Raw genomic sequence first — 20992 nt, 5'->3', positions numbered from 1 at the left:
GAAGCTAAGGTGCCGGACATGACCGACGGATTCGACCTGACGCGCGACGGCGAAGTCGCCCGGCTCACGCTGAACCGGCCCGAGAAGATGAACGCGATCACCTACGGCATGTGGTCGGCGATCCCGGACGTCGCGGCCGAGGTGGAGGCCGACCCGGCACTCAAGGTGCTGGTGATCGCGGGCGCCGGCAAGCACTTCTCGGCCGGCGCGGACATCAGCGAGTTCGGCGAGCTGCGCACCACGGCGGACGGCGCGGCGCGCTACGACAAGGCGGTCGAGGGCGCGGTCGCCGCGTTGACCGCGATGCGGAAGCCGTCGGTCGCGATGATCCAGGGCAACTGCATCGGCGGCGGCTGCCAGGTCTCGGTCGCCTGCGACTTCCGGTTCGCCGCCGAGGACGCGCGCTTCGGCATCACCCCGGCGAAGCTCGGCATCGTCTACCACTTCGACTCGACGCGCCAGCTGGTCTCGCTGGTCGGGCCGGCGCACGCCAAGTACTTCCTGCTCTCCGGCGAGCTGATCACCGCCGCCCGGGCGCGCGAGATCGGCCTGCTCAACGACGTCTTCCGGGCTGCCTCGCTGGAATCCTCGACATCGGAGTTCGTCTCGACGTTGTGCTCGCGTTCGCAGGCGTCGATCCGCGGGATGAACCGGATCATCGAGAAGATCGTCGCCGGCCAGGAGACACCGGACGCCGAGGTCGAGGAGATCCGGTCCGAGGCCCTGCACGGCGAGGACTACGCGGAGGGCGTCGCGGCCTTCCTCGCGCGGCGCCCGCCGCGGTTCACCTACCGCTGACCGTCGCCGCGACCGTCCGTCCACATCGGACTCGGTCGGCGGCGTCGAGAGCCGCGGAAGCGGTGTCCCTCACCGTCCTCAGACATCCAGGTACTCGCGGAAGTGCTCGGCGACGACGTCGGTCACGCCGGCGGGGTCGAGCCGGCCGTCGATCTCGAGGACGCGGATGCCGAGCTCCCGCGCCGACCGGACGACCTGGGCGGCGAGCATCCGGTCGCGGGTCAGCCGGGTCCGCTGGGCCGGGATCTCGGGCTCCTCCGGCCGGTGCCGCAGCTGGTGCTGGCGGAACAGCTCGGTCGGCACGAGCACCACCATCCGGCGCGGCGAGTCCACGAGCGGCGCGACCAGCTCCGGCCGCAGCCCCCGGCCCTCGGCGACGATCGGCCGCGGCGACGTCAGCGCGCCCAGCTCGTCGAGCGCCCAGCCGAAGCGGCGCCGGAACTCGGTCACCATCGCGGTCAGCTGGTCGCCGGCCGGGACGTCGGACGGCGGTGCGTCCGCGGGCCGGGTCCGCTGGTCGTGGTGGTAGATCGTCAGCCCGTGCCGCTCGGCCAGCAGCCGGGCCACGGTGGACTTCCCGGTCCACGGGGCGCCGCCGATCCACAGCGTCTTCCGCAGAGTGCCGTACGGATCCGAGGTCATCAGACGACTATCGCGAAACCGGCCGCCCGATGGCCAGTGTTCCGGCCCCGGTTGATCCGTTCAGCGCAGGGTGACGCCGCACGCACGCCGCGCGGTCACGATCTGTCGCTCTCGTTGTCGACGACCAGCACGGTCGAGGCGTCCGCGAAACCCGGCTCCCGGTCGAGCCGGAACCGGAACTGCGAGCCCGGCCGGACCGCGGCGACCACCTGGGTCTCGGCCGTGTCGAGCACGATGATCGCGTGCTCGGCGGTGATCGGCTCCTCGCGCAGCACGAAGTCCGGGCGCGGCTGGGGGACCACGACCGGCATGGGGAGCGTGCCGCTGACCGAGCCGGACCCGTCGTCGTCTTCGTGGTGCTCGACCGGCTCGAACGGCGGCGGTGGGACGAGCCGCGGGCGGCGCCGCCACCAGAGCCCGGCGATCAGGCCGGTCAGCAGGCCGCCGGTGCCGCTGACGGCCGACGCCAGCCCGATCCCGAGGCCGTCGGACGTTTCCGCGGACGGCGGCGCCACCGGGGCGGCGACGGGCGGCATCGGCGGCAGGGGACCGAACTGCACGGCGGGGTCCTTGGCGTCCTCGGGCAGCTGGAGCACCTGGCCGGGTTCGATCGCCGTGGCGTCGGTGAACGGCGTGCCGTCGGGCCGCGGACGGCCCTGGTTGAGCCGGAAGATCTCGGGGAACCGCCGCCCGTCGCCGAGCGCGCGTTCGGCGATCTTGAACAGCGTGATGTCGTCGGGGTTGTCGGCGTGCGGGACGACGTAGTACTTGACCGACGGCGGTGGCGCGGCCGGCGTGGTCTGCGCGAGGGCGGGGCCGCCGGCGAACACGGCGACGAGCACCCCGGCACAGCCGGCCTGCGCGGCCCGCCCGAACGCGCGGCGCACCCCGGGAACCCGGTTTTCGACCATCGTCGGCACCCTCTCCCCGGTGACCCCGGCGGGTCCCGGTGTAACCCCTCTAACACGGGGCGGGCGCGGGCGCGGTTCAGGTCACGGCGGGCGGGACGGGTCAGATCCGGTCCCAGGCCACCGTTTCGTAGGCCTCCGCGAGCAGCTTCACGGCGCGGTCCGCGGGCGGCAGCACGAAGCCGTCCACCGAAGCGACCGCGCGGCCCGGGGTCTCGGAGTTCGTCAGGACCATCGCGTCGAACCCGGGCAGGTCGGCGGGCCGGACCTCACGGGTCTCCTGCGGGACGCCGAGGCGGCGCAGGGCTTCCTGCTGCACGAGCATCGTGATGCCGGGCAGGACTTCGGCGTCCGGCCAGACGACCGTGTCGCCGGCCAGGAACACCGCGTTCCACACCGAAGCCTCGCTGATCCGGCCTTCGGGGTCGACGAACAGCGCGTCGTCGTACCCGGCGAGCTGGGCCTGCCGCGAGTGGTGGATCAGGCCGAACGTGCCGAGGTGCTTCACCCGCGGCAGATCCCGCTGGTACCGCACGGTCCGCAGGCGCAGCGGCGCCGGCTCGACCGGGTGCGGCGGCAGGGTGCGGACCAGGACCTCCGGGGTCATCGGCTCGTCGAACGACCGCGTGAGCACCAGGACCCGGACCGAAAGCGCCGGCTCGTCCGCGATCGCCTGGCGGACGTAGGAGCGCACCCGCTCGACGTCGAGCTCCGCGCCGAACAGCAGGCGCGTGCTCGTGGTCAGCCGGTCGAGGTGGTGGGCGAGCCCGCGGACCCGCCCGTCCCGGACCTGCATCGCGGTGAAGTGACCGTAGGAGGTCATCGCCGCGACGGCAGCGTCCGGGCCGAGCGGGACCCCGTTCAGCTCGGAGCGGACCGCCACTACTGGACGGTGACGCCCGTGAACTTCACCTGCTTGGTCGGCGCCCCGGTCCCGTCCTGCGGGTTCGGGTTCGCGATGCCGGCCTTGGCCACCGCGTCGAGCACCTTGAGGCCCTCGTCGCTGATGCTGCCGAACACCGAGTAGTCCGCCGGGAGGCCTTCGGCGCTGCCGTAGACCATGAAGAACTGGCTGCCGCCGGAGTTCGGGGCCTGCGTCTTCGCCATCGCGAGGATGCCGCGGCCGTACTTGATCTCCGGGAAGGCCTCGTCCGGCATCGTGTAGCCGGGGCCGCCCTGCCCGTCCTGGGTCGGGTCGCCGGTGGCCGACGGGTCACCGCACTGCAGCATCTGCAGGCCTTCGGTGCCGAGCCGGTGGCACATGGTGTCGTTGTAGAAGTTCTGCTTCGCGAGGCTGACGAAGCTCTGCACCGCGCACGGCGCGAGCGCCCGGTCGAGCGTCAGCGGGATGTCGCCCGCCGTGCTCTTCAGCGTCACGTTCACCGTGCCGGTCGACGCGACGTTCTTGCCGTCGGGCAGGTTCACCTTCTTCGGCGCCTTGCCCGTCGTGTCGGCCTTGAAGTCGCACGTCGTCGGGTTCGGCAGCGCCGCGGACCGCTTCGGCAGCGCGGTGCGCTGCGTCGGGATCTGGACTTCGGTCGGCGGCGGGGCGGCCGAGGACGACGCGGCGGTGTCGGTGTTCTCGCCGCCGTTCGCGCTCACGATCCACACCACGACACCCGCGACGACGAGGACGGCCACACCGACCACACCAGCGCCGATCCTCCTGCGTCGCTTCTGCTGCTCCAATCGGCGCTCGAGCTGCCGCTCGAGTTTGCGCTTCGCAGCTTCGCGGCGCTGCTGGTTGGTCGCCACCCCGTACCCTCCAGGTTTCCGCTCGTGTCACACGTCTGAGGTAGCGGCAGTGTATGGGCACAGCCTGTGAGGACCATGTACAGGGCCCGCTAGTCTCAACCCGATCGTGATCGGCGCCATCCGGCGCGGAAGTCCGGGAGGCGTTCGGTGCTCGTCGTCGGGTTCGGCAGCGGCCCGCTGCAGGCCAACTGCTACCTGCTGGCGGAGGCCGCCGGCGGGCCTTGTGTGGTCGTGGATCCCGGGCCGGACGTCGCGGCTCCGCTGGCCGCCGCGCTCGCCGAGCACCGGCTGGTCCCGGCGGCGCTCGTGGCCACCCACGGGCACCCCGACCACGTGGCCTCGGCCGCCGCGCTGTCGGCCGACCACGGCGTCCCGCTGCACCTGCACCCCCTCGACGCCGAGCTCTACGACGGCGAGAGCGTCCCGCTCGAGACGGGCGGCTTCGCCGGGCTCGACGTCGACGTCCGGCACGTCCCCGGGCACACGCCCGGCTCGGTCGTGCTGAGCCTGGCGACGGCCGAAGGCGGCCGGCTCGCGCTGACCGGCGACACGCTGTTCGCGGGGTCGGTCGGCCGCGGCGCCGACCCGGAGGCGGTGCGGGACCTGCTGGCGAGCTTCCCGGACGACACGGTGGTGCTGCCGGGCCACGGCCCGGCGACGACGATCGGCCGGGAGCGCGCGGGCAACCCGTTCCTGGCCGGGACGGGGGCGTGAGCATGGCCGAAGAGACGTCCGAGCGGCTGGCGCTGTTCGAGGAGGACCCGCGCGGCCGCCGTCGCCGGGGGATCTCGGGGCTGATCGGCGCGGTGATCGTCGCCGCCGCGTTCGGCGGGATCGCGGGCCTGATCGGCGGCACGGTGACCGGGCTGGTCGTCGCGCTGGTGATCGCCCTGCCGCTGCTGTACGTGATGGCGGTCAGCATCCGGCGCCGCGTCTGGCTGGAGGGCTCGACGCTGCTCGTGCGCACCTGGGGGCTGCGCCGGGTCGACCTGGTCGCCGCGACCCGCCTCGACCTCGTCGTCGGCGACGTCCGGGGCTCGCGCACGGTCAGCCTGCTCGTCAACGCCGGGCAGCGGGGCAAGGTGGCGAAGGTGGACCTCGCGGTGTTCTCCGGGACCGGCGGGCGTGAGCTGGGCATCCTGCAGCTGCGGAAGCTGGCGAACGCGCTGATGAACAACACCGAGGCGAACGGCCTCGTGTTCGGGGAGCTGCTGGTCGCCGAGCTCAAGGCGGAGGCGCGCGGCACCGGCGTGGCCGACCGGCCGCTCTACCGGCTGGCGTCGGTGGCGCCGTCCGGCAAGTACGTGCAGCGCTTCACGATGGAGGCCGTCAGCCGGTTCGTGGCGACTCTCGACTGAGCTCGTCGTTCTCCTTGCGGAGCTGTTCGAGCTGGTAGGCGAGCTCGGGGAGCTCCTGGGCGATGTAGCCGGCGAGGCGTTCGACGTGCTGCACGGTGGCGCGGATGTCTTCGAGGGCGGCCGCGATCCGCGGCAGGGACTCGACGGCCTGGACGGTGGCGGTGACCAGCCGCAGCGTCCCGCGCACGAGCCGGCGCGGGCCGATCAGCACGAACATGGCGTCTCCCCGGGTCGGCTGCCGCCTTCCTACCGGGTTCTCGCTGGTCCGGCGCGGTCGGGGTGCGCTCGTGTTACGGGTGGGACGGAACGGCCTTCGTGGTGCTGCTGAGGTACGTCGCCGGCTCTCGTGAGGCGATCAGCGCGGACAGGACGGTCGTCACCGGGACGGCCGCCACGATGCCGACGCTGCCCGCGAGCGTCCGGATGATCTCCTGCGCGATCTCTTCGCTGCCGAGCAGCGCGCCCAGCCCGACCCCGGAGATCGACGAGTACAGCAGCACCGGCAGCGCGGCCCCGGCGTAGGCCATGACGAGCGTGTTGACCGCCGAGCCGACGTGGTCGCGGCCGATCCGCAGCCCCGACCGGTACAGCTCCTGCCAGCTCAGGTCCGGGTTGGCGCGCCGGAGCTCCCAGACGGCGCTGGTCTGGGTGACGGTGACGTCGTCGAGCACGCCCAGCGCGCCGATGACGACGCCGGCGAGGAGCAGGCCGCGCGCGTCGATGCCGTGGCCGAGCGAGCCGATCAGCGTCGACGTGCTGTCGTCGAGCCCGGTCAGCGACGCGGCGGCCGAGAAGCTCGCCGACAGCACCCCGATGAGCGCGAGGCTGACGAGCGTGCCGAGCACGGCCGCGGACGTTCTCGCCGACAGCCCGTGCGTCAGGTAAAGGGCGATGAACATGATCGCGCCCGCGCCGGCGATGGCCACGACCAGCGGGTTTTCCCCGGCGAGGATGGCCGGGAGGATGAAGAGGGCGATCACGACGAAGGACAGGCCCAGCGCGGCCAGCGCGGCCAGGCCCTGCCAGCGGCCGAGCACCAGCACGGCGACCGCGAAGAGCGCGGCCAGCACCAGCAGCGGGGTGCCGCGCTGGAAGTCGACCAGCTGGAAGCTCGCCGGGTCGGCCGCGTTCCCGCCGTTGTAGGCGAGCACCACGGCGTCCCCGGCGGTGAAGCGCGGGGTGCTGGGCTCGATCGGGACGGTCAGCTTCAGCTGCTTCCCGTTCGCCGGGCCGTCGGTCATCGTGAGGTCGACGGTCAGGCAGGGTTTGGCGTTCGGGTCCGTCTGGTCGCCGACCTGGACCTGGCCCTGGGCGAGGCAGGGACCGGTGGTGGTGGCGGTGATGTTCGCGGCGACCGGCGTGCCCTGCGGGACGACGCTCGTCGGGTCGGCCTTGCCCCAGGGGTAGAGCACGATCATGCCGACGACCGTGGCGAGGGCGAGCGGGGCGAGCAGCCAGATCAGCAGCAGCCGGACGCGGCGGGACGCCGGGGCGGCGGGGCCGTGTCCGTGACCGTGGCCGTGCCCGTGCCCGGTTTCCGTGGCGGGCGCGGGTTTCCGAGCGGTGGGCTCGGCCTGCTTCGCGGTGCGAGGCCGGGCTCCGGCGGCTCGCTGCGGCCCGGTGTCTCCACGCCGTGCGGCGCGCTGGGGGCCGGTGTCGCCGTGGCCGTCTTCGGGAAGCCGCCGGGCGCCGTTCTCGGCTCGCTTTGCGCCGGTGGGAACCCGCTGCGGCCCGGTGTCGGCCCGACGCGGGGTGCCGGCCGCGCGGCGGGTGCCTTCCGGCGGTGTCCGGCGGGCCGGTTTCCGGGGCGTACCCGGCGTTCCGGACGTCCCGCGGGCCGCGGAAGGGGACACCTCGTCGGTGACCCGGCGAATCGGGCCGGTTTCGTCGTCGTCGAGGTCGGGGCGGTCCACCCGCACATCCTGACAGCGGGACCGCGCGCCTCACGCAAGGGGCCGCCGACGGCCCGGTTCGTCCGGATGCGCCGTGTCGTCCGTACCCGAGTGGACGACACGGGGGTCAGCCGTAGGCCTGCCGGACGTGGACGCGGCGGTAGGCCGACGGCGGGGTGTCGAAGTGGTCGAGGAAAGCCTGCCGGAGGGTTTCGGTCGAGCCGAAGCCGCAGCGGCGGGCGATCGTCGCCAGCGGCAGGTCGGTGCCGGACAGCAGGCGGGCCGCGTGCTCGGTGCGGATCGTGCGGACGTACCGGCCGGGTGTCGTGCCCAGGTGGGCGTCGAACAGGCGGGTCAGCTGGCGGGCGCTGATCCCCGCGCGGGTGGCGAGCGCCGGCGTGCCGAGGTCGTGGTCGAGGTGCTCGGCGATGTACGCCGTGAGGTCGCGGACCTCGCGGTGCTCCGGCGGCGGGCCGGCCAGGAACAGGCTGACCTGGGCCTGGTTCCCCGGCCGCTGCAGGTAGGTCACGAGCGAACGGGCCACCTCGCGCGCCAGCGTCGGCCCGTGGTCGGCCTCCACCAGCGCCAGCGTCAGGTCGAGGCCGCTGGTCACGCCGGCCGCCGTGTAGACGTTGCCGTGCCGGACGTACAGCGGCACCGGGTCCACCGTCACCGCCGGGTAGTCCTCCGCCAGCTTCGCCGCCCAGCGCCAGTGGGTCGTCGCGCGGCGGCCGTTGAGCAGGCCCGCCGCGGCCAGCACCTCGGCGCCGGTGCAAACCGACGCCACCCGCCGGCTGGTCCGCGCGAGCCGCCGGACGTGGGCGAGCACGCGCTCGTCGGCCGCCGCCGACGTGCTGCCCCAGCCGCCCGCGACGACCAGCGTGTCCAGGTCGCCCGCCACCTGGTCGAGCCGCAGGTGCGGTTGCAGGACCAGCCCGGAGCCGCTGCGGATGCCCTGGCCGTCGAGGTTGGCGAGCCGGATCTCGTACGGCGGGCGCGCGCCGTGGCGGTTGGCGGCGTCGAGCACGTCCGCCGGGCAGGCGATGTCCAGCAGCTCGACGTCGGGGAAGCCGACGATCGTGACCCGTCTGGGTGAACCTGCCATGATCGCACGCTAGCAGCCGGACCGGCGCTCGGACGCGGTTCGCAGGTTTTCGGACATCCGCGTGCCACCAGGTCGCGCGAGCCGCCAAGGTCGGGGCATGACCGATGAGCAGAAGACCATCGCCTTCGTCGTGTACCCGGGGCTGACGCCGCTCGACCTGGTGGGCCCGCTGCAGGTGCTCAGCGCGCTGGCCCAGATCGACCCCGCTTACCGGACCGTCGTGGTGGGGGCCACGAAGGACGCCGTCGACACCGACACACCGCTGCGGATCGCCCCGAGCCACACGTTCGACGAGGTTCCGTCGCCGTTCGCGGTCCTGGTGCCCGGCGGCACCGTGCCGACCCTGCGCGCGATGGCCGACGAGGCTCTCCTCGCCTGGCTGCGCACCGCGGCCGCGGGCGCCGAGCTGGTGACGTCGGTCTGCACCGGCTCGCTGGTCCTCGGCGCGGCCGGGCTCCTCGACGGGAAGGAGGCGACCACGCACTGGATGTTCCGCGAGGTCCTCGCCGGGCTGGGTGCGACGCCGGTCGCGCGGCGCTGGGTCGAAGACGGCCGCGTGATCACCGCGGCGGGCGTCTCCGCGGGCATCGACCTGGCGCTGCACCTGGTGGAACGGCTGGCCGGCCGGGAGGTCGCGACCACCGTCCAGTTCGTCATCGAGTACGACCCGGAGCCGCCGCAGGGCGCCCTGGACTGGGCCAACCGGCCGTACGGCGATCTCAAGCCCCTGCGCGAGCACACGCTGCGCGCGGGCCTGGCCGACCACCCGGAGCTGCTGGCGAAGCTGATCGCCCACGCGTGAGCCCAACGGCGTCGGCCATCCGGGTGATCGGGGGACGGACCGCGCACCCGGCGGTTAGATTCAGCTCGCTCGATCAGGTGATCTCGCGGGTGGGGTGTAGCCGTGCGGTTCCAGGTCCTCGGTCCGATGACGGCCACCGCCGAACTGCCGTCGGCGGCCCAGCCGCGGCGGCTGCTCGCCGTCCTGCTCGCGCGCGCCGGTCAGTTCGTCGGCCGCGACACGCTGGTCGACGAGCTGTGGCCGGACGGCGCGCCGTCGAGCGCCGCGGCGATCGTGCAGGTCACCGTGTCGAAGCTGCGCAAGACGCTCTCGCCCGGTCTCGGCGCGGCCGAGGCCGGGCAGCGCCTGCGGTCCGGGCCGCGGGGCTACGCGCTGACGGTCGAGCCCGGTGAGCTGGACGCGGACGACTTCCTGACGCTGCTGGCCTCGGGCGCCGACGACCGGGCGCAGCGCCGCCGCGCGCTCGAACGGGCTCTGGCGTGCTGGCGCGGGGACGCGTTCGCCGACGTCGCCGGCGGCCCGCTGCTGGAGGCGCACAAGCTGTGGCTGGAGGACCGGCGCTCGGCCGCGCTGCTGCAGCTGGTCGAGCTGGAGCTCGCCGACGGCGACGGCCGGGCCGTGGTCGAGCGGCTCGACCCGGTCGTCGCCGCACGGCCCGCGGACGAACGCTTCGCCGCGCGGCTGGCGTCCGCCCTCGGCACCGTCGGCCGCCGCGACTCGGCGCTCGAGGTCCTTCGCCGGACGCGCCGGGCGCTGTGGGAAGAGGCCGGCGTGTGGCCGGGGGCCGACCTCGTCGCGGTGTACCGCCGGATCGCCGGCACCGAGTGGACCACGCCGGGCCCGCCCGCCCAGCTGCCGCCCGCGGTGCCCGACTTCACCGGCCGTGCGGCCGAGCTGGCCGACCTCGGACGGGCTCTGCGCGGCCCGGCGCCGGTCGTGCTGCACGGCGCTGCCGGAGCCGGGAAGTCCGCGCTGGCCGTCCAGGCCGCCTGGCGGGCCCGCCGCCGCTTCCCCGACGGGCAGCTGACCGCGTCGCTGAGCGCGTCGGCCGATCCGGCGGCGGTGCTGACCGGGTTCCTGCGCCTGCTCGGCGCCACCCCCGCGGAACTGGCCGACCGCGAAGGCCTGACGGGGCTCTGGCGCAGCTACACCGCCGACCGGCGGCTGCTGGTGCTGCTGGAGGACGCCGGTTCCGAGGCTCAGGTGCGGGCGTTGCTGCCGGCCGGACCCGGCTGCGCCACCCTCGTCACGGCGCGCCGGGAGCTGCCCGGCCTCTGCGGCGCCCACGCGGTTGCGGTGCCGGATCTGTCCACAAAGGACGCCTGGGCGCTGCTGGCGGCGATCGCGGGGGAGTCCCGGCTGCGCGCGGAACCCGAAGCGGCACAACGGCTTCTCGGCCACTGCGCCGGGCTCGCGCTCGCCGTCCGGATCGCCGGGGTGAAGCTGGCCGCGCGGCCGAACCAGAGCGTCGGCGAGCTCGCCGCGCGGCTCGCCGACGAACGCCGCCGGCTCGACGAGCTGACCACCGGTGATCTCGGCGTCCGCGCCGCGGTGACGTCGGCGGTGCGGGAACGCCCCGCGCACGACGTCGTCCTGCTGCGGCTGCTCGCGGTTTTCGACGGCACGATCCCGGACTGGTGGGCCGCGGCGCTCCTGGACCGCCGGCCGGCCGAGGCCCGCGACCGGCTCGACGCGCTGGCCGAGGCGCACCTGTTGGACCCGGTGGGGGCGCGGTGGGCGGTGCCGCCGTTCGTCCGGCTGGTCGTGACGGAAGGACCGGCGCCGGAGGGCGACCGGACGGCGTTGCTGCGCGCGTGCGAGGTCACGCTGGCACTCGCCGAGCACGCGCGGGGACGGCGGGCGCGGAAGCCGGCGGCACGGCCGGATCCGGGAGTGCTGCGCCGGATCGCGGCCGACCCAGTGGGCTGGGCCGCGGAAGAGACCGCTCTCATCGCCGCCGCCGTGCGGCTGGCCGGCGCCCACGGCCGGCACGAGCTCACCGAGCGGCTCGCCGACGCCTGCACCGCTCTGGCCGGCACCCCGTGGCTCGGCCACGACGCTCGCGCCGTGTCGGTGCTCGGCCTCGTCGCGGCCCGGCGCCGGCAGGACCCGCGGGCGGAGGCCGAAAAGCTGTACCACCTCGGCTCGGTGCACTGGCAGCACGGCCGCGGCCGCCAGGCGCGGAACTACTTCGTCATGGCCGAGACGCGCTTCCGGCAGCTCGACGACCCGCGCGGCACCGGCGTGGTGCTGGCCGCGCTCGCCGACGTCCACCTCGACGGCGGCGACCCGCGTGCCGCCGAGACCGAGCTGCGGGAGGCCCTCGGCCTGCTGCGGGACTGCGGCGACCGGCGCGGGCAGGCGGCCGCGGCGGCTCAGCTGGGTTCGCTGGCCGAGGACGTCGGTGACGTGCGCCGCGCGGTCGAGAGCTTCGAGGTGAGCATGCTGCTCGCCCGGGAATGCGACGACGGCCGCCGGCTCGACCAGGCCGCCAAGCGCTACGCCGACGTCCTGCGCCGGCACGGTGGCTGCGACCAGGCGGCCGACCTGCTCACCGGCGCGCTCGGCGGCGCCGTCCGCACGCAGGAGCGGCACTGGGAGGCGCACGTCCTGCGCAGCCTCGGCGACTTGCACACCGAGGCCGGGGAGGTGGCGGACGGGGAGCGCTGCCTGACGCGGTCGCTGGCGCTGTTCGAGCAGATCGGGCACCGGCACGCGGCCGCCTACACCCACCGCAGCCTCGCCGAGGCCCGCCGCCGCGCGGGCGACCCGGCCGGCGCCCGGTGGCACGTGCGGGTCGCGATGGGCGTGTTCCGGGAGCTGCGGGACCGCCGGGGAGCGGGGTACGCCCTGCTCAGCCTCGGCCGGGCCCAGGCCGACGACGGCGCCGGGGCCGAGGCCGCGCGGAACCTGCGGACCTCGGCCGAGCTGTTCCGCGGGCTCGGGTTCCCGCTGTGGGAGCTGCGGGCGCTGGGGGAGCTCACCGCCGTCACCGGTGAATCCCCGGCGCGGGAGCGAACCCGTGAAGTCTTGACGAAGATCAGGACCTGACCCGGCCCGCACCCCTGCTCCCGGCCGCGGTGTTTGGCGAAGTTATGGGACCGCGGATTTGGCTGCCGCTCGTCGATCGTCGCAGACATCAGGAGGCAAGCCATGCCGGGACAACGGATGCTGGCGCGGGTGGCCGTGGGGCTGACCGCTTCGGCCGCGACGGTGGTGTTCGCCACCATCGGGACCGCGTCCGCGAGTGTCGAGGTCACCAAGCTCTCGCAGGCGCAGGCCGCGTCGCAGCTGTCCGCCGCCGGGGTCACGCACTCCTCCAGCGGGGGCTGCACCACGCGGTCGAACTCGACCTGCACGTCCTACGAGCAGATCAACCAGACCACGGTCACCGGCGTGATCACGCTGAAGCGGGCGAGCGGCTGCGCGGTCAACATCACCGGCGGCACCGAGGTCGGGCACGCGTCGGGCACCTACAGCCACTACAACGGCTACAAGGTGGACATCGCGCACAACAGCTGCATCGACAGCTACATCAAGAACTCCTTCGCCTACATCGGCCTCCGCGGCGACGGCTACCCGCAGTGGAAGGCCGGGTCCGGCAACCTCTACTGCGACGAAGGAAACCATTGGGACATCACGTACTACACCTGCGGCTGCTGAGTTTTCCCGGCCGGGACCTGCCCGTCTCGAGGGCTGCGGGCAGGCCCCGGTTACGCACGGCGACGAACGGGTACCTCTGCGGGTGGAGGTGAGGGGATGACTTCACACACCACCCGGGCCCGCACCGCTGTGCTCGGCGCCGCGGCGGGGTTCGTGCTCCTGGCCGGTCTCTACCTCGTGCTCGCCCCGTGGGTCACCGGCTTCGGCGGTGCGGGCGTGCTCGCGCTGAGCAACACCTTGGTGGGCCTGGTCCTCGTCGCGCTCGCCATCACCCGGACCGCCACGCGGCGGTTGTCGCTGATCGGCTGGGTCGTCCCGGTCCTCGGCGTGTGGGCGGCGCTCTCGCCGTGGCTGCTGCGGCAGGTGGGGGAGACCCCGCCGTCGACGGCCGCCCTGACCGGCAACATCGTGGCCGGCGCGGTGGTCGCCGTCGCGGGTGTGGCGCTCGCTAGTTCTTGACCAGCAGCCAGCCGTCTTCGCCCGGCCGGTACGGCGCGTCCGCGCGCTTGGCGACGATGCCGGGCAGGCCGTGCTGGCGGCTCGCGCCGGAGACGGCTTCGCCGCCGCCCGCGAAGTAGCGCGGCACCTGCCAGTGGCGGTCGGTCACGACCAGGCCGTCCAGCAGCTCGCGGCGCTCGGTGTAGGGCAGCTCGAGCGTCCGCTTGCCGTCGAAGTGCAGGACGTCGGAGGCGAAGTAGAAGACCGGGCAGCTGGTCTTGAGCCGTTTCGCGGCGGCGCCGTCGGCGCGACGGCGTTGTTCGAGGCCGTCGGGGTGGGGCTTGCCGTCCTTGACCACCACGACTTCGCCGTCCAGCAGCACTTCCGTCGAGCCGAACTCCTCGCCGAGCTTGTGCAGGTCGGGGTAGCGGCTCGTGACGTCGGCGCCGGTGTCGTCGTGGAGGGTGACGCGGCCGCCGGAGACCTGCATCATCGTGCGCAGGCCGCCCCACGCGAACTCGTACGCCCAGGCGTCGTCGTCGGCGGGCAGGTCGCCCGGGGCCGCGGTCATCGGCTCGAGGAACTCCGGCGCGTCCTCGTGCCCCGGCTCGGCCGGGTCGAGGCGCCGCAGCGTCCAGTCCCGGTTGTCCTCCTCGTGGCGGTTGGCGAAGACGTACTTGCCGCGCGTGCGCTCGCCGTGGAAGACGACCTCGACCTTGTGGTCGTTCCAGTGCAGCGTTTCGTACGTCCCGGTGTCCCAGATGGTCATCGTGCCGCCGCCGTACTCGCCGGCGGGGATCTCGCCGGAGAACGTGAGGTACTCCATCGGATGGTCTTCGGTGTGCACGGCGAGCCGGTTCACGCCCGGGGTCAGCGGCAGGCCCTTCGGCACCGCCCACGACACGAGCACGCCGTCGCGCTCCAGCCGGAAGTCCCAGTGCAGCCGGGTGGCGTGGTGCTCCTGGATGACGAAGAGGTCGTCGTCCCCGGGGACGGGCGGGCCCTCCGGCCAGGGTTCGGGGGTGCGGTCCTTGCCACGCTTGCCGCGGTACTCGGTGAGTTTGTCCGCCATCGCCGGCCCGGCACCCCTTCCGCTCGGAGAAGCGTCCAGGGTACCGGGGCGACGAGGTCAGTCCGTCTCGGCCATCGCTTCGGCGAACTGAGCCGCGTACAGCCGGGCGTAGGCGCCGCCGCTGTGCAGCAGCGTTTCGTGGTCGCCCTGCTCGACGATCTGCCCGTGCTCCATCACCAGGATGACGTCGGCGTCGCGGATCGTCGACAGCCGGTGCGCGATGACGAAGCTGGTCCGCCCGCTGCGCAACGAGTTCATCGCCCGCTGGATGAGCACCTCGGTGCGGGTGTCGACCGAGCTGGTCGCCTCGTCGAGGATGAGGATGACCGGCTTGGCGAGGAACGCCCGCGCCACCGTGATCAGCTGCTTCTCACCCGCGCTGACCGTGCCGCCCTCGTCGTCGAGCACGGTCTCGTAGCCGTCCGGCAGCGTCCGCACAAAGCGGTCGACGTGGGTGGCCTTCGCCGCTTCGATGATCTCGTCCCGGCTCGGGTCGTCCGCGCCGTAGGCGATGTTCTCCGCGATCGTGCCGCCGAACAGCCACGCGTCCTGCAGCACCATGCCGGTCTGGTCGCGCAGCTCCTCGCGGTTCATCTTCGCGATGTCGACGCCGTCGAGCGTGATCCGCCCGCGGTCGAGCTCGTAGAACCGCATGAGCAGGTTGACCAGCGTCGTCTTCCCGGCCCCGGTCGGGCCGACGATCGCGACCGTCTGACCGGGTTCCACGGTCAGCGACAGGTCTTCGATCAGCGGCTTGTCCGCCAGGTACCGGAACGAGACGTCCTGGAACTCGACGCGCCCGCTGACCACCGCCGGCCGCTCCGGGTGCTCCGGCTCCGGTGCCTGCTCCTCGGCGTCGAGCAGCGCGAACACCCGCTCGGCCGAGGCGACCCCGGACTGCAGCAGGTTCGCCATGCTGGCGATCTGCGTCACCGGCTGGCTGAACTGGCGCGAGTACTGGATGAACGCCTGGACCTCGCCGAGCGTCAAGCTGCCCGAAGCGACGCGCAGCGCGCCGATCACGGCCACCAGCACGTAGCTCAGGTTGCCGATGAACATCATCGCCGGCTGGATCATCCCGGAGATGAACTGCGCCCGGAAGCTCGCCTCGTAGAGCGTTTCGTTCTGCTTGTCGAAGAGCGCGGCGGCCTCCTCGCGGCGGCCGAACACCTTGACCAGCGAGTGGCCGGTGTACATCTCCTCGACGTGCGCGTTGAGCTTGCCGGTGGTCGACCACTGCTTGATGAAGTTCGGCTGCGCCCGCTTGCCGATCTTCGCCGCCACGACCGCCGACAGCGGCACCGTGAGCAACGCGATCAGCGCCAGCAGCGGCGAGATCAGGAACATCATGATCAGCACGCCGATCACCGTCAGCAGCGACGAGACGATCTGCGACAGCGTCTGCTGCAGCGACATCGCCAGGTTGTCGATGTCGTTGGTGACCCGGGAAAGCACCTCGCCGCGCGGCTGGCGGTCGAAGTACTTCAGCGGCAGCCGCGCGAACTTGTCCTCGACGTCCTGACGCAGCCGGTACACCGCGTTCTGCACCAGCGTCGTGGTGAGCCGGGCCTGGATCAGCCCGAAGAACGACGCGATGACGAACAGGGCGAGCACGGTCAGCAGGATCTGGCCGACCTTGTCGAAGTCGATGCCGACGCCGGGCACGAGGTCGACCCGGCCGTAGATGTCGGCGAGCGTGCTGTCGCCCCGGGCCCGCAGCCCCGCGACGATCTGCTCCTTCGTGACCCCCGGCGGCACCTGCTTGCCGAGCACGCCGGCGAGGATCGCGTCGGTGGCCTGGCCGAGGATCTTCGGCCCGATCACCGTCAGCGCGACGCTCGCCGCGCCGAGCACCAGCACACCGATGAGCTGGAGCCGTTGCGGCGCCAGCATCTTCAGCAGGCGCTTGAGCGAGCCCTTGAAGTCGAGCGCCTTTTCCGGCGGCGCGCCGCCGGCCATCCAGCGCCCCGGCCCCGAGGTCGCGGCGCCGGTGTTCTTCTGCCGTTCCGCGGTGGGGCGTTCCCCGGCGTCGGTGACGGCGGTTTCATCCGTGGTGCTCACGCCGCCTCCTCGCTGGCGCTCAGCGGCGTCGCGAGCGACGCTGCTGTGTTGAATGGTGATCTCGCAAGCTCGATCACGCCGCCTCCTGTTCGGTCAGCTGGGACAGCACGATCTCGCGGTAGGTTTCGTTGCCGTCGAAGAGCTCGTGGTGGGTGCCGGTGCCGACGACGCGGCCCTCGTCGAGGACGATGATCCGGTCGGCACCCCGGATCGTGCTGACCCGCTGCGCGACGATGACCACCGTGGCGTCGGCGGTTTCCGGCACCAGCGCGCGGCGCAGGGCCGCGTCGGTCGCGTAGTCGAGCGCGGAGAACGAGTCGTCGAAGAGGTAGATCCCCGGCTTGTGCACCAGCATCCGGGCGATCGCGAGCCGCTGCCGCTGCCCGCCCGAGACGTTCGTGCCGCCCTGGGCGATCGGCGACTCCAGGCCCTCGGCCATCGCCTGGACGAAGTCCTTGCCCTGCGCCACTTCCAGCGCGTGCCACAGCTCTTCGTCGGTGGCGTCCGGGTTGCCGTACCGCAGGTTGCTCGCCACCGTGCCGGCGAACAGGTAAGGCTTCTGCGGCACCAGCCCGACCGCGCGCGCGAGCACGGCCGGGTCGAGGTCGCGGACGTCGACGCCGTCCACCTTGACCGTGCCCTGCGTGGCGTCCATCAGCCGCGGGATCAGGTTGAGCAGCGTGGTCTTCCCGGTGCCAGTCGACCCGATGACCGCGGTGGTCTCACCCGGCCGCCCGATCAGCGAGATGTCGCACAGCACCGGCTTTTCCGCGCCGGGGTAGCGGAACTCGACGCCGGAGAGCTCGAGGTGCCCGTGCACCGTGCCGGGCCGGATCGGCGTCACCGGCGGGCGGACGCTGGACTCGGTGTCCAGCACCTCGGTGATCCGCTCGGCGCTGACCTCCGCGCGCGGCACCATCATGAACATGAAGGTGGCCATCATGACCGACATCAGGATCTGCAGCAGGTAGGACAGGAACGCCGTCATGGCGCCGATCTGCATGCTGCCGGAGTCGATGCGCTGCCCGCCGAACCACAGCACCGCGACGCTGGAGGCGTTCATCACCAGCATCACGATCGGGAACATCAGCGCCATCAGCCGCCCGACCCGCAGCGACACGGTGAGCAGCGCGTCGTTGGCGACGTCGAAGCGCTCACGCTCATGCTTGTCGCGGACGAACGCGCGGATGACGCGGATGCCCATGATCTGCTCGCGCAGGATCTGGTTGATCTTGTCGATCCGCTCCTGCATCAGCCGGAAGGCCGGGCGCATCTTGGTGATGATCGTGCCGACGGCCACCGCCAGCACCGGCACGATCACCAGAAGCAGCGAGGAGAGCGGCACGTCGAGGTTCAGCGCCAGGATGATGCCGCCGACGCACATGATCGGCGCCGACACCATGAGCGTCAGCGTCATCAGCACCAGCATCTGGATCTGCTGGACGTCGTTGGTGGTGCGGGTGATCAGCGACGGCGTGCCGAACTGGCCGACCTCGCGCGCGGAGAAGTCCTGCACCCGGTGGAAGACGCCGGCGCGGATGTCGCGGCCGATCGCCATCGCCGTGCGCGCGCCGAAGTACACCGCGCCGATCGAGCCGGCGATCTGGGCGAGCGTGATGGCCAGCATCATCGCGCCGACGCGCAGGATGTAGTCCATGTCGCCCTTGATCAGCCCGTTGTCGACGATGTCGGCGTTCAGCGTCGGCAGGTAGAGCATGGCGACCGTCTGCACGAGCTGCAGGACGACGATCACCCACAACGTCGCTTTGTACGGGCGCAGGTGACTGCGCAGGAGCTTCACTAGCACAACGGTTCCCCCAGTGCGGTGGTGGTGTTCGGTCCGGGATTCGGTGCGGTGCCGCCGGTCAGGGTGGGCATCCCCGTGGCCAGCTCGTCGAGCAGCCGTTCCAGGGTGGGCAGGAACGGCTCGCCTTCGGTCATGAACCAGTTGACGAAGGCGACGCGGACGGCGCTTTCCACCGAGGAGGCCATCAGCCGGCACAGCAGGTGGTCCGCCCCGCCCGCCCGCTTCGCGATGGTCTCGGCGAGGACGCGTTCGACCGCCGCGTGGGCGTTCAGGAACTCGCCGCGCAGCATCAGCTGGCCCATCAGCTCCCGGATACGCGCAACATACGCGCGATCCGGCTCGCCCTCACGCGAATATTGCTCGATCACGGCCTGCTTGACGGACTCCCAGAGCGGCTCGCCCTCGGGCCGGGCGAGCAGGGCTTCGCGCATCCCCTCGTGGCGGTCGACGACCATCGAGCAGACCGCCTGCTCCTTGCTGGAGAAGTAGTTGTTGAATGTGCGGGGCGAGACGCCGACCTCGGTGGCGATGTCCTCGACCCGCACGTTCTCCATCCCGCGGTCCAGTGCGAGCCGCAACGCGGCCTGCGCCAGCGCGCGGCGGGCTTCGCGCTTCTTGCGCTCCCGCAGCGTGAGCTTCGGGGGTCCGTCCGGCGACATGCACGCAGTGTAGCGAAAAACTTGCGTGCCACGCAAAAAGTTGCGTGCCCCGCAAGTTTGGGACGAACCGGACACGGCCGGGATTCCGGCGTGCGAACCCCCGTCAGCTGCGATATCGGCCGCCGTGTGCGCTCCGTTGTGACCCGCAACTTGCAAAATTGGTCCGATTGGCCTAGTCCGCTGCGCTCACCAGCGGCGACGCTCCGAAATCACGCTCACAGCCCGCGTTCGCGCGGGAACCGGCTGTGGACATCTGTCGAAGCTTTCTGCTTCCATGTCCGGCATCGCCGCCCGGGGGTCGGCGCAGTGCACCGTTTCCGCACCTGAGCAAGGAAGAAGTGGGACCACATGGCCAGCCGGGCCCGGGAGCTCCTGGATCGATCACGCGTCCTGCTGGACCGCTCGCGGGTCGCCGCGGCGCAGTACCTCACCGCGCCGCCGAAGCACCCGGGGCACCCGCCCGTGGCGGGCCCGGCGATCACCGCGCTGCCGCCCGTCGAGGCGGTCGCGGCGCCGGCCGACGAGGCCGTGCTGGCCGAGATCTGCGCCAGCGTCGCCCTGCGTGACCTCAACCTGCTCGACCAGCTCCTGGCCCGGCTGGAGGAGCTCGAACAGGGCGAGGAGGACCACCACCGCCTCGCCGAGCTCTACCAGCTCGACCACCTCGCCACCCGGCTGCGCCGCAACGCCGAGAACCTGCGCGTGCTGGCCGGGCAGGACACCGCCGACGACGCCGCCCGCGCCACCTCGGTGCTCGACCTGATGCGCGAGGCGATGTCCTCGATCGACCACTACGCGCGGATCACCATCGGCCGGGTCGTCAACCTCGGCATCGTCGGCTTCGCCGCGGAAGACCTCGGCCGGGTGCTGGCGGAGCTGTTCGACAACGCCGCCAACCAGTCGTCGCCGAGCTCGCCGGTGAACGTCAGCGCGCACCTGACCGAACAGGGCAGCGTGCTCGTCCGGATCGAGGACGAGGGCATCGGCATCCCCGCCGACCGCGTCGAAGGCCTCAACGCGCGGCTGGCCGCCGGGGGCGACCTCGACGACGCCGCCGCGCGGCACATGGGCCTCGCCGTGGTCGCCCGGCTCGCCGGCCGCCACGGGGTCACCGTGCGGCTCGACCGGCGCAGCCCGCACGGCACGGTGGCGACCGTGCTGCTGCCCACCGGCATCGTCACCGAGCTCGCCGAACACGCGTGGTCGGGCACCCGCACCGTCACCGCCGAACCGGCCGAGCCCGGCGCGAACGGCGAGCCGGTCGCCGTCGGCACGCTGCCGCGCCGCCGTCCGGGCGCCTTCCCCCGGGAGGAGCCGGCCCCGGCGCCGCGCAAGCCCACCCCGCGACCCCGGCCGGTCGAGCAGGTCTCCGGCGGGATGACCGCCAACGGCCTGCCGCGCCGGGTGCCGGGCAGCATCCGCGGCGCCGCGCCCGAGCCGCCACCGCCCGCGGCGCCGGCCGCCTCGGGCCACGAGCAGCTGCTCGCCGACCTCGGCGCGTTCGCCGACGGCGAGCAGGCGGCGCTCGCCGAGAACAACCGCACCCGGCAGGACGAGACGCCCGGAGGAACCGCCTCGTGAGCGCCCCCCACCCCTCGGCCCCGGCGAACTTCGCCTGGCTGCTCGACGACTTCGTCCGCAAGGTCCACGGCGTCAGCCACGCGCTGATCATGAGCGTGGACGGCTTCCCGCTCACCGCGTCCGACTCGGTCGCCGAAGCCGAGGCCGAGCAGCTCGCGGCCATTGCCAGCGGCCTGCTGTCGCTGGCCGGCAACAGCGCCGCGCTGTTCGGCAAGGGCGCGTGCGAGCAGATCATCATCCGGCTCACCCACGGCTACTTCCTCTTCATGGGCATCGGGTCCGGCGCCGGGCTCGCGGTGCTCACCTCGGGTGAGGCGGACATGAAGGTGGTCGCCTACGAGATGACCCAGTTCATCACCAACGCCGGTCACGCGCTCACCCCCGAGGTGCGCGCCGAACTGCGCCAGGTGCTCACCGCGCGCCGGCCGAAGGTGTGATCAGCGTGCCCGAC

Annotated in this window: 20 protein-coding genes; 9 read left to right on the top strand and 11 right to left on the bottom strand. The window is 72.8% G+C overall.

Going from position 1 to position 20992, the window contains the following annotated elements; translation table 11 throughout:
- Nucleotides 1–18 precede the first annotated feature (18 nt).
- Nucleotides 19–798 (top strand): enoyl-CoA hydratase/isomerase family protein, encoded by a 780-nt coding sequence (locus tag ACZ61C_RS36615; protein WP_465312487.1) that lies wholly within the window; start codon nt 19–21, stop codon nt 796–798.
- Nucleotides 799–876: 78 nt separating this feature from the next.
- On the opposite strand, the gene ACZ61C_RS36610 is transcribed toward ACZ61C_RS36615, so the two are convergent.
- The 4 genes from ACZ61C_RS36610 to ACZ61C_RS36595 all read right to left on the bottom strand — a co-directional run bounded on the left by ACZ61C_RS36610 (nt 877) and on the right by ACZ61C_RS36595 (nt 4103).
- Nucleotides 877–1440: a hypothetical protein gene (locus tag ACZ61C_RS36610; protein WP_465312486.1), complete on the bottom strand. Its 564-nt coding sequence runs from the start codon at nt 1438–1440 to the stop codon at nt 877–879.
- A 95-nt stretch (nt 1441–1535) separates the two neighbouring features.
- Nucleotides 1536–2351: a LysM peptidoglycan-binding domain-containing protein gene (locus ACZ61C_RS36605; RefSeq protein ID WP_465312485.1), complete on the bottom strand. Its 816-nt coding sequence runs from the start codon at nt 2349–2351 to the stop codon at nt 1536–1538.
- A gap of 100 nt (nt 2352–2451) precedes the next feature.
- On the bottom strand, nt 2452–3231 hold the full coding sequence (locus tag ACZ61C_RS36600; RefSeq protein WP_465312484.1) for an aminotransferase class IV: 780 nt from the start codon (nt 3229–3231) through the stop codon (nt 2452–2454).
- Complete coding sequence (locus ACZ61C_RS36595) at nt 3231–4103, bottom strand: peptidylprolyl isomerase (protein ID WP_465312483.1); 873 nt, start codon at nt 4101–4103, stop codon at nt 3231–3233. Before ACZ61C_RS36595 ends, ACZ61C_RS36600 begins: the two co-directional genes overlap by 1 nt.
- 147 nt (nt 4104–4250) lie before the next feature.
- Between ACZ61C_RS36595 and ACZ61C_RS36590 the strand changes: the two genes are divergently transcribed.
- Entirely contained in the window at nt 4251–4817 is a 567-nt protein-coding gene (locus ACZ61C_RS36590; RefSeq protein ID WP_465312482.1) for an MBL fold metallo-hydrolase, read from the top strand.
- Nucleotides 4818–4819: 2 nt separating this feature from the next.
- The gene (locus ACZ61C_RS36585; protein WP_465312612.1) at nt 4820–5461 is read left to right on the top strand and encodes a hypothetical protein; all 642 of its coding nucleotides are present in this window, start codon (nt 4820–4822) and stop codon (nt 5459–5461) included.
- Here the strand turns inward: ACZ61C_RS36585 and ACZ61C_RS36580 are convergent.
- From ACZ61C_RS36580 to ACZ61C_RS36570, 3 genes are all read right to left on the bottom strand, one after another.
- The gene (locus ACZ61C_RS36580; RefSeq protein ID WP_465312481.1) at nt 5433–5678 is read right to left on the bottom strand and encodes a hypothetical protein; all 246 of its coding nucleotides are present in this window, start codon (nt 5676–5678) and stop codon (nt 5433–5435) included. The genes ACZ61C_RS36585 and ACZ61C_RS36580 overlap by 29 nt on opposite strands.
- Before the next feature lie 73 nt (nt 5679–5751).
- Nucleotides 5752–7374 (bottom strand): YibE/F family protein, encoded by a 1623-nt coding sequence (locus tag ACZ61C_RS36575; RefSeq protein ID WP_465312480.1) that lies wholly within the window; start codon nt 7372–7374, stop codon nt 5752–5754.
- A gap of 106 nt (nt 7375–7480) precedes the next feature.
- Nucleotides 7481–8458, bottom strand: a complete 978-nt coding sequence (locus tag ACZ61C_RS36570; RefSeq protein ID WP_465312479.1) for a GlxA family transcriptional regulator — start codon at nt 8456–8458, stop codon at nt 7481–7483.
- A gap of 97 nt (nt 8459–8555) precedes the next feature.
- Between ACZ61C_RS36570 and ACZ61C_RS36565 the strand changes: the two genes are divergently transcribed.
- From ACZ61C_RS36565 to ACZ61C_RS36550, 4 genes are all read left to right on the top strand, one after another.
- Entirely contained in the window at nt 8556–9260 is a 705-nt protein-coding gene (locus ACZ61C_RS36565; protein ID WP_465312478.1) for a DJ-1/PfpI family protein, read from the top strand.
- A 102-nt stretch (nt 9261–9362) separates the two neighbouring features.
- Nucleotides 9363–12311: an AfsR/SARP family transcriptional regulator gene (locus tag ACZ61C_RS36560; RefSeq protein ID WP_465312477.1), complete on the top strand. Its 2949-nt coding sequence runs from the start codon at nt 9363–9365 to the stop codon at nt 12309–12311.
- A 102-nt stretch (nt 12312–12413) separates the two neighbouring features.
- Nucleotides 12414–12923, top strand: a complete 510-nt coding sequence (locus ACZ61C_RS36555) for a hypothetical protein (RefSeq protein ID WP_465312476.1) — start codon at nt 12414–12416, stop codon at nt 12921–12923.
- A 96-nt stretch (nt 12924–13019) separates the two neighbouring features.
- A complete protein-coding gene (locus ACZ61C_RS36550) occupies nt 13020–13382 on the top strand; it encodes an SPW repeat protein (RefSeq protein ID WP_465312475.1) in 363 nt (120 codons plus the stop codon).
- Here ACZ61C_RS36550 and ACZ61C_RS36545 read toward each other — a convergent pair.
- The 4 genes from ACZ61C_RS36545 to ACZ61C_RS36530 all read right to left on the bottom strand — a co-directional run bounded on the left by ACZ61C_RS36545 (nt 13372) and on the right by ACZ61C_RS36530 (nt 18960).
- Nucleotides 13372–14433 carry a DNA polymerase ligase N-terminal domain-containing protein gene (locus ACZ61C_RS36545; RefSeq protein ID WP_465312474.1) on the bottom strand — a complete coding sequence of 354 codons (1062 nt, stop codon included), beginning with the start codon at nt 14431–14433 and terminating at the stop codon, nt 13372–13374. The genes ACZ61C_RS36550 and ACZ61C_RS36545 overlap by 11 nt on opposite strands.
- A 57-nt stretch (nt 14434–14490) precedes the next feature.
- Nucleotides 14491–16494 (bottom strand): ABC transporter ATP-binding protein, encoded by a 2004-nt coding sequence (locus ACZ61C_RS36540; RefSeq protein ID WP_465312473.1) that lies wholly within the window; start codon nt 16492–16494, stop codon nt 14491–14493.
- A 73-nt stretch (nt 16495–16567) separates the two neighbouring features.
- The gene (locus ACZ61C_RS36535) at nt 16568–18301 is read right to left on the bottom strand and encodes an ABC transporter ATP-binding protein (protein ID WP_465312472.1); all 1734 of its coding nucleotides are present in this window, start codon (nt 18299–18301) and stop codon (nt 16568–16570) included.
- Nucleotides 18295–18960 (bottom strand): TetR/AcrR family transcriptional regulator, encoded by a 666-nt coding sequence (locus tag ACZ61C_RS36530; RefSeq protein ID WP_465312471.1) that lies wholly within the window; start codon nt 18958–18960, stop codon nt 18295–18297. The genes ACZ61C_RS36535 and ACZ61C_RS36530 overlap by 7 nt, the downstream gene beginning before the upstream one ends.
- A 348-nt stretch (nt 18961–19308) precedes the next feature.
- Between ACZ61C_RS36530 and ACZ61C_RS36525 the strand changes: the two genes are divergently transcribed.
- Both ACZ61C_RS36525 and ACZ61C_RS36520 read left to right on the top strand, forming a co-directional pair.
- Complete coding sequence (locus ACZ61C_RS36525; protein WP_465312470.1) at nt 19309–20541, top strand: sensor histidine kinase; 1233 nt, start codon at nt 19309–19311, stop codon at nt 20539–20541.
- Nucleotides 20538–20978, top strand: a complete 441-nt coding sequence (locus tag ACZ61C_RS36520; RefSeq protein WP_465312469.1) for a roadblock/LC7 domain-containing protein — start codon at nt 20538–20540, stop codon at nt 20976–20978. The genes ACZ61C_RS36525 and ACZ61C_RS36520 overlap by 4 nt, the downstream gene beginning before the upstream one ends.
- Nucleotides 20979–20992 lie beyond the last annotated feature (14 nt).

Source organism: Amycolatopsis sp. NPDC104587, assembly GCF_055583645.1.
The sequence above is the reverse complement of the archived record's forward strand: the minus strand, read 5'-3'. Positions and strand labels throughout refer to the sequence as shown.

Bases quoted from the DNA above. Each gene is read 5' to 3' on its own strand.
- ACZ61C_RS36585 (WP_465312612.1), top strand. From the start codon at position 4,820: ATGGCCGAAGAGACGTCCGAGCGGCTGGCGCTGTTCGAGGAGGACCCG.
- ACZ61C_RS36580 (WP_465312481.1), bottom strand. From the start codon at position 5,678: ATGTTCGTGCTGATCGGCCCGCGCCGGCTCGTGCGCGGGACGCTGCGG.
- ACZ61C_RS36610 (WP_465312486.1), bottom strand. From the start codon at position 1,440: ATGACCTCGGATCCGTACGGCACTCTGCGGAAGACGCTGTGGATCGGC.
- ACZ61C_RS36555 (WP_465312476.1), top strand. From the start codon at position 12,414: ATGCCGGGACAACGGATGCTGGCGCGGGTGGCCGTGGGGCTGACCGCT.
- ACZ61C_RS36615 (WP_465312487.1), top strand. From the start codon at position 19: ATGACCGACGGATTCGACCTGACGCGCGACGGCGAAGTCGCCCGGCTC.
- ACZ61C_RS36530 (WP_465312471.1), bottom strand. From the start codon at position 18,960: ATGTCGCCGGACGGACCCCCGAAGCTCACGCTGCGGGAGCGCAAGAAG.
- ACZ61C_RS36550 (WP_465312475.1), top strand. From the start codon at position 13,020: ATGACTTCACACACCACCCGGGCCCGCACCGCTGTGCTCGGCGCCGCG.
- ACZ61C_RS36570 (WP_465312479.1), bottom strand. From the start codon at position 8,458: ATGGCAGGTTCACCCAGACGGGTCACGATCGTCGGCTTCCCCGACGTC.
- ACZ61C_RS36605 (WP_465312485.1), bottom strand. From the start codon at position 2,351: ATGGTCGAAAACCGGGTTCCCGGGGTGCGCCGCGCGTTCGGGCGGGCC.
- ACZ61C_RS36525 (WP_465312470.1), top strand. From the start codon at position 19,309: ATGGCCAGCCGGGCCCGGGAGCTCCTGGATCGATCACGCGTCCTGCTG.
- ACZ61C_RS36565 (WP_465312478.1), top strand. From the start codon at position 8,556: ATGACCGATGAGCAGAAGACCATCGCCTTCGTCGTGTACCCGGGGCTG.
- ACZ61C_RS36545 (WP_465312474.1), bottom strand. From the start codon at position 14,433: ATGGCGGACAAACTCACCGAGTACCGCGGCAAGCGTGGCAAGGACCGC.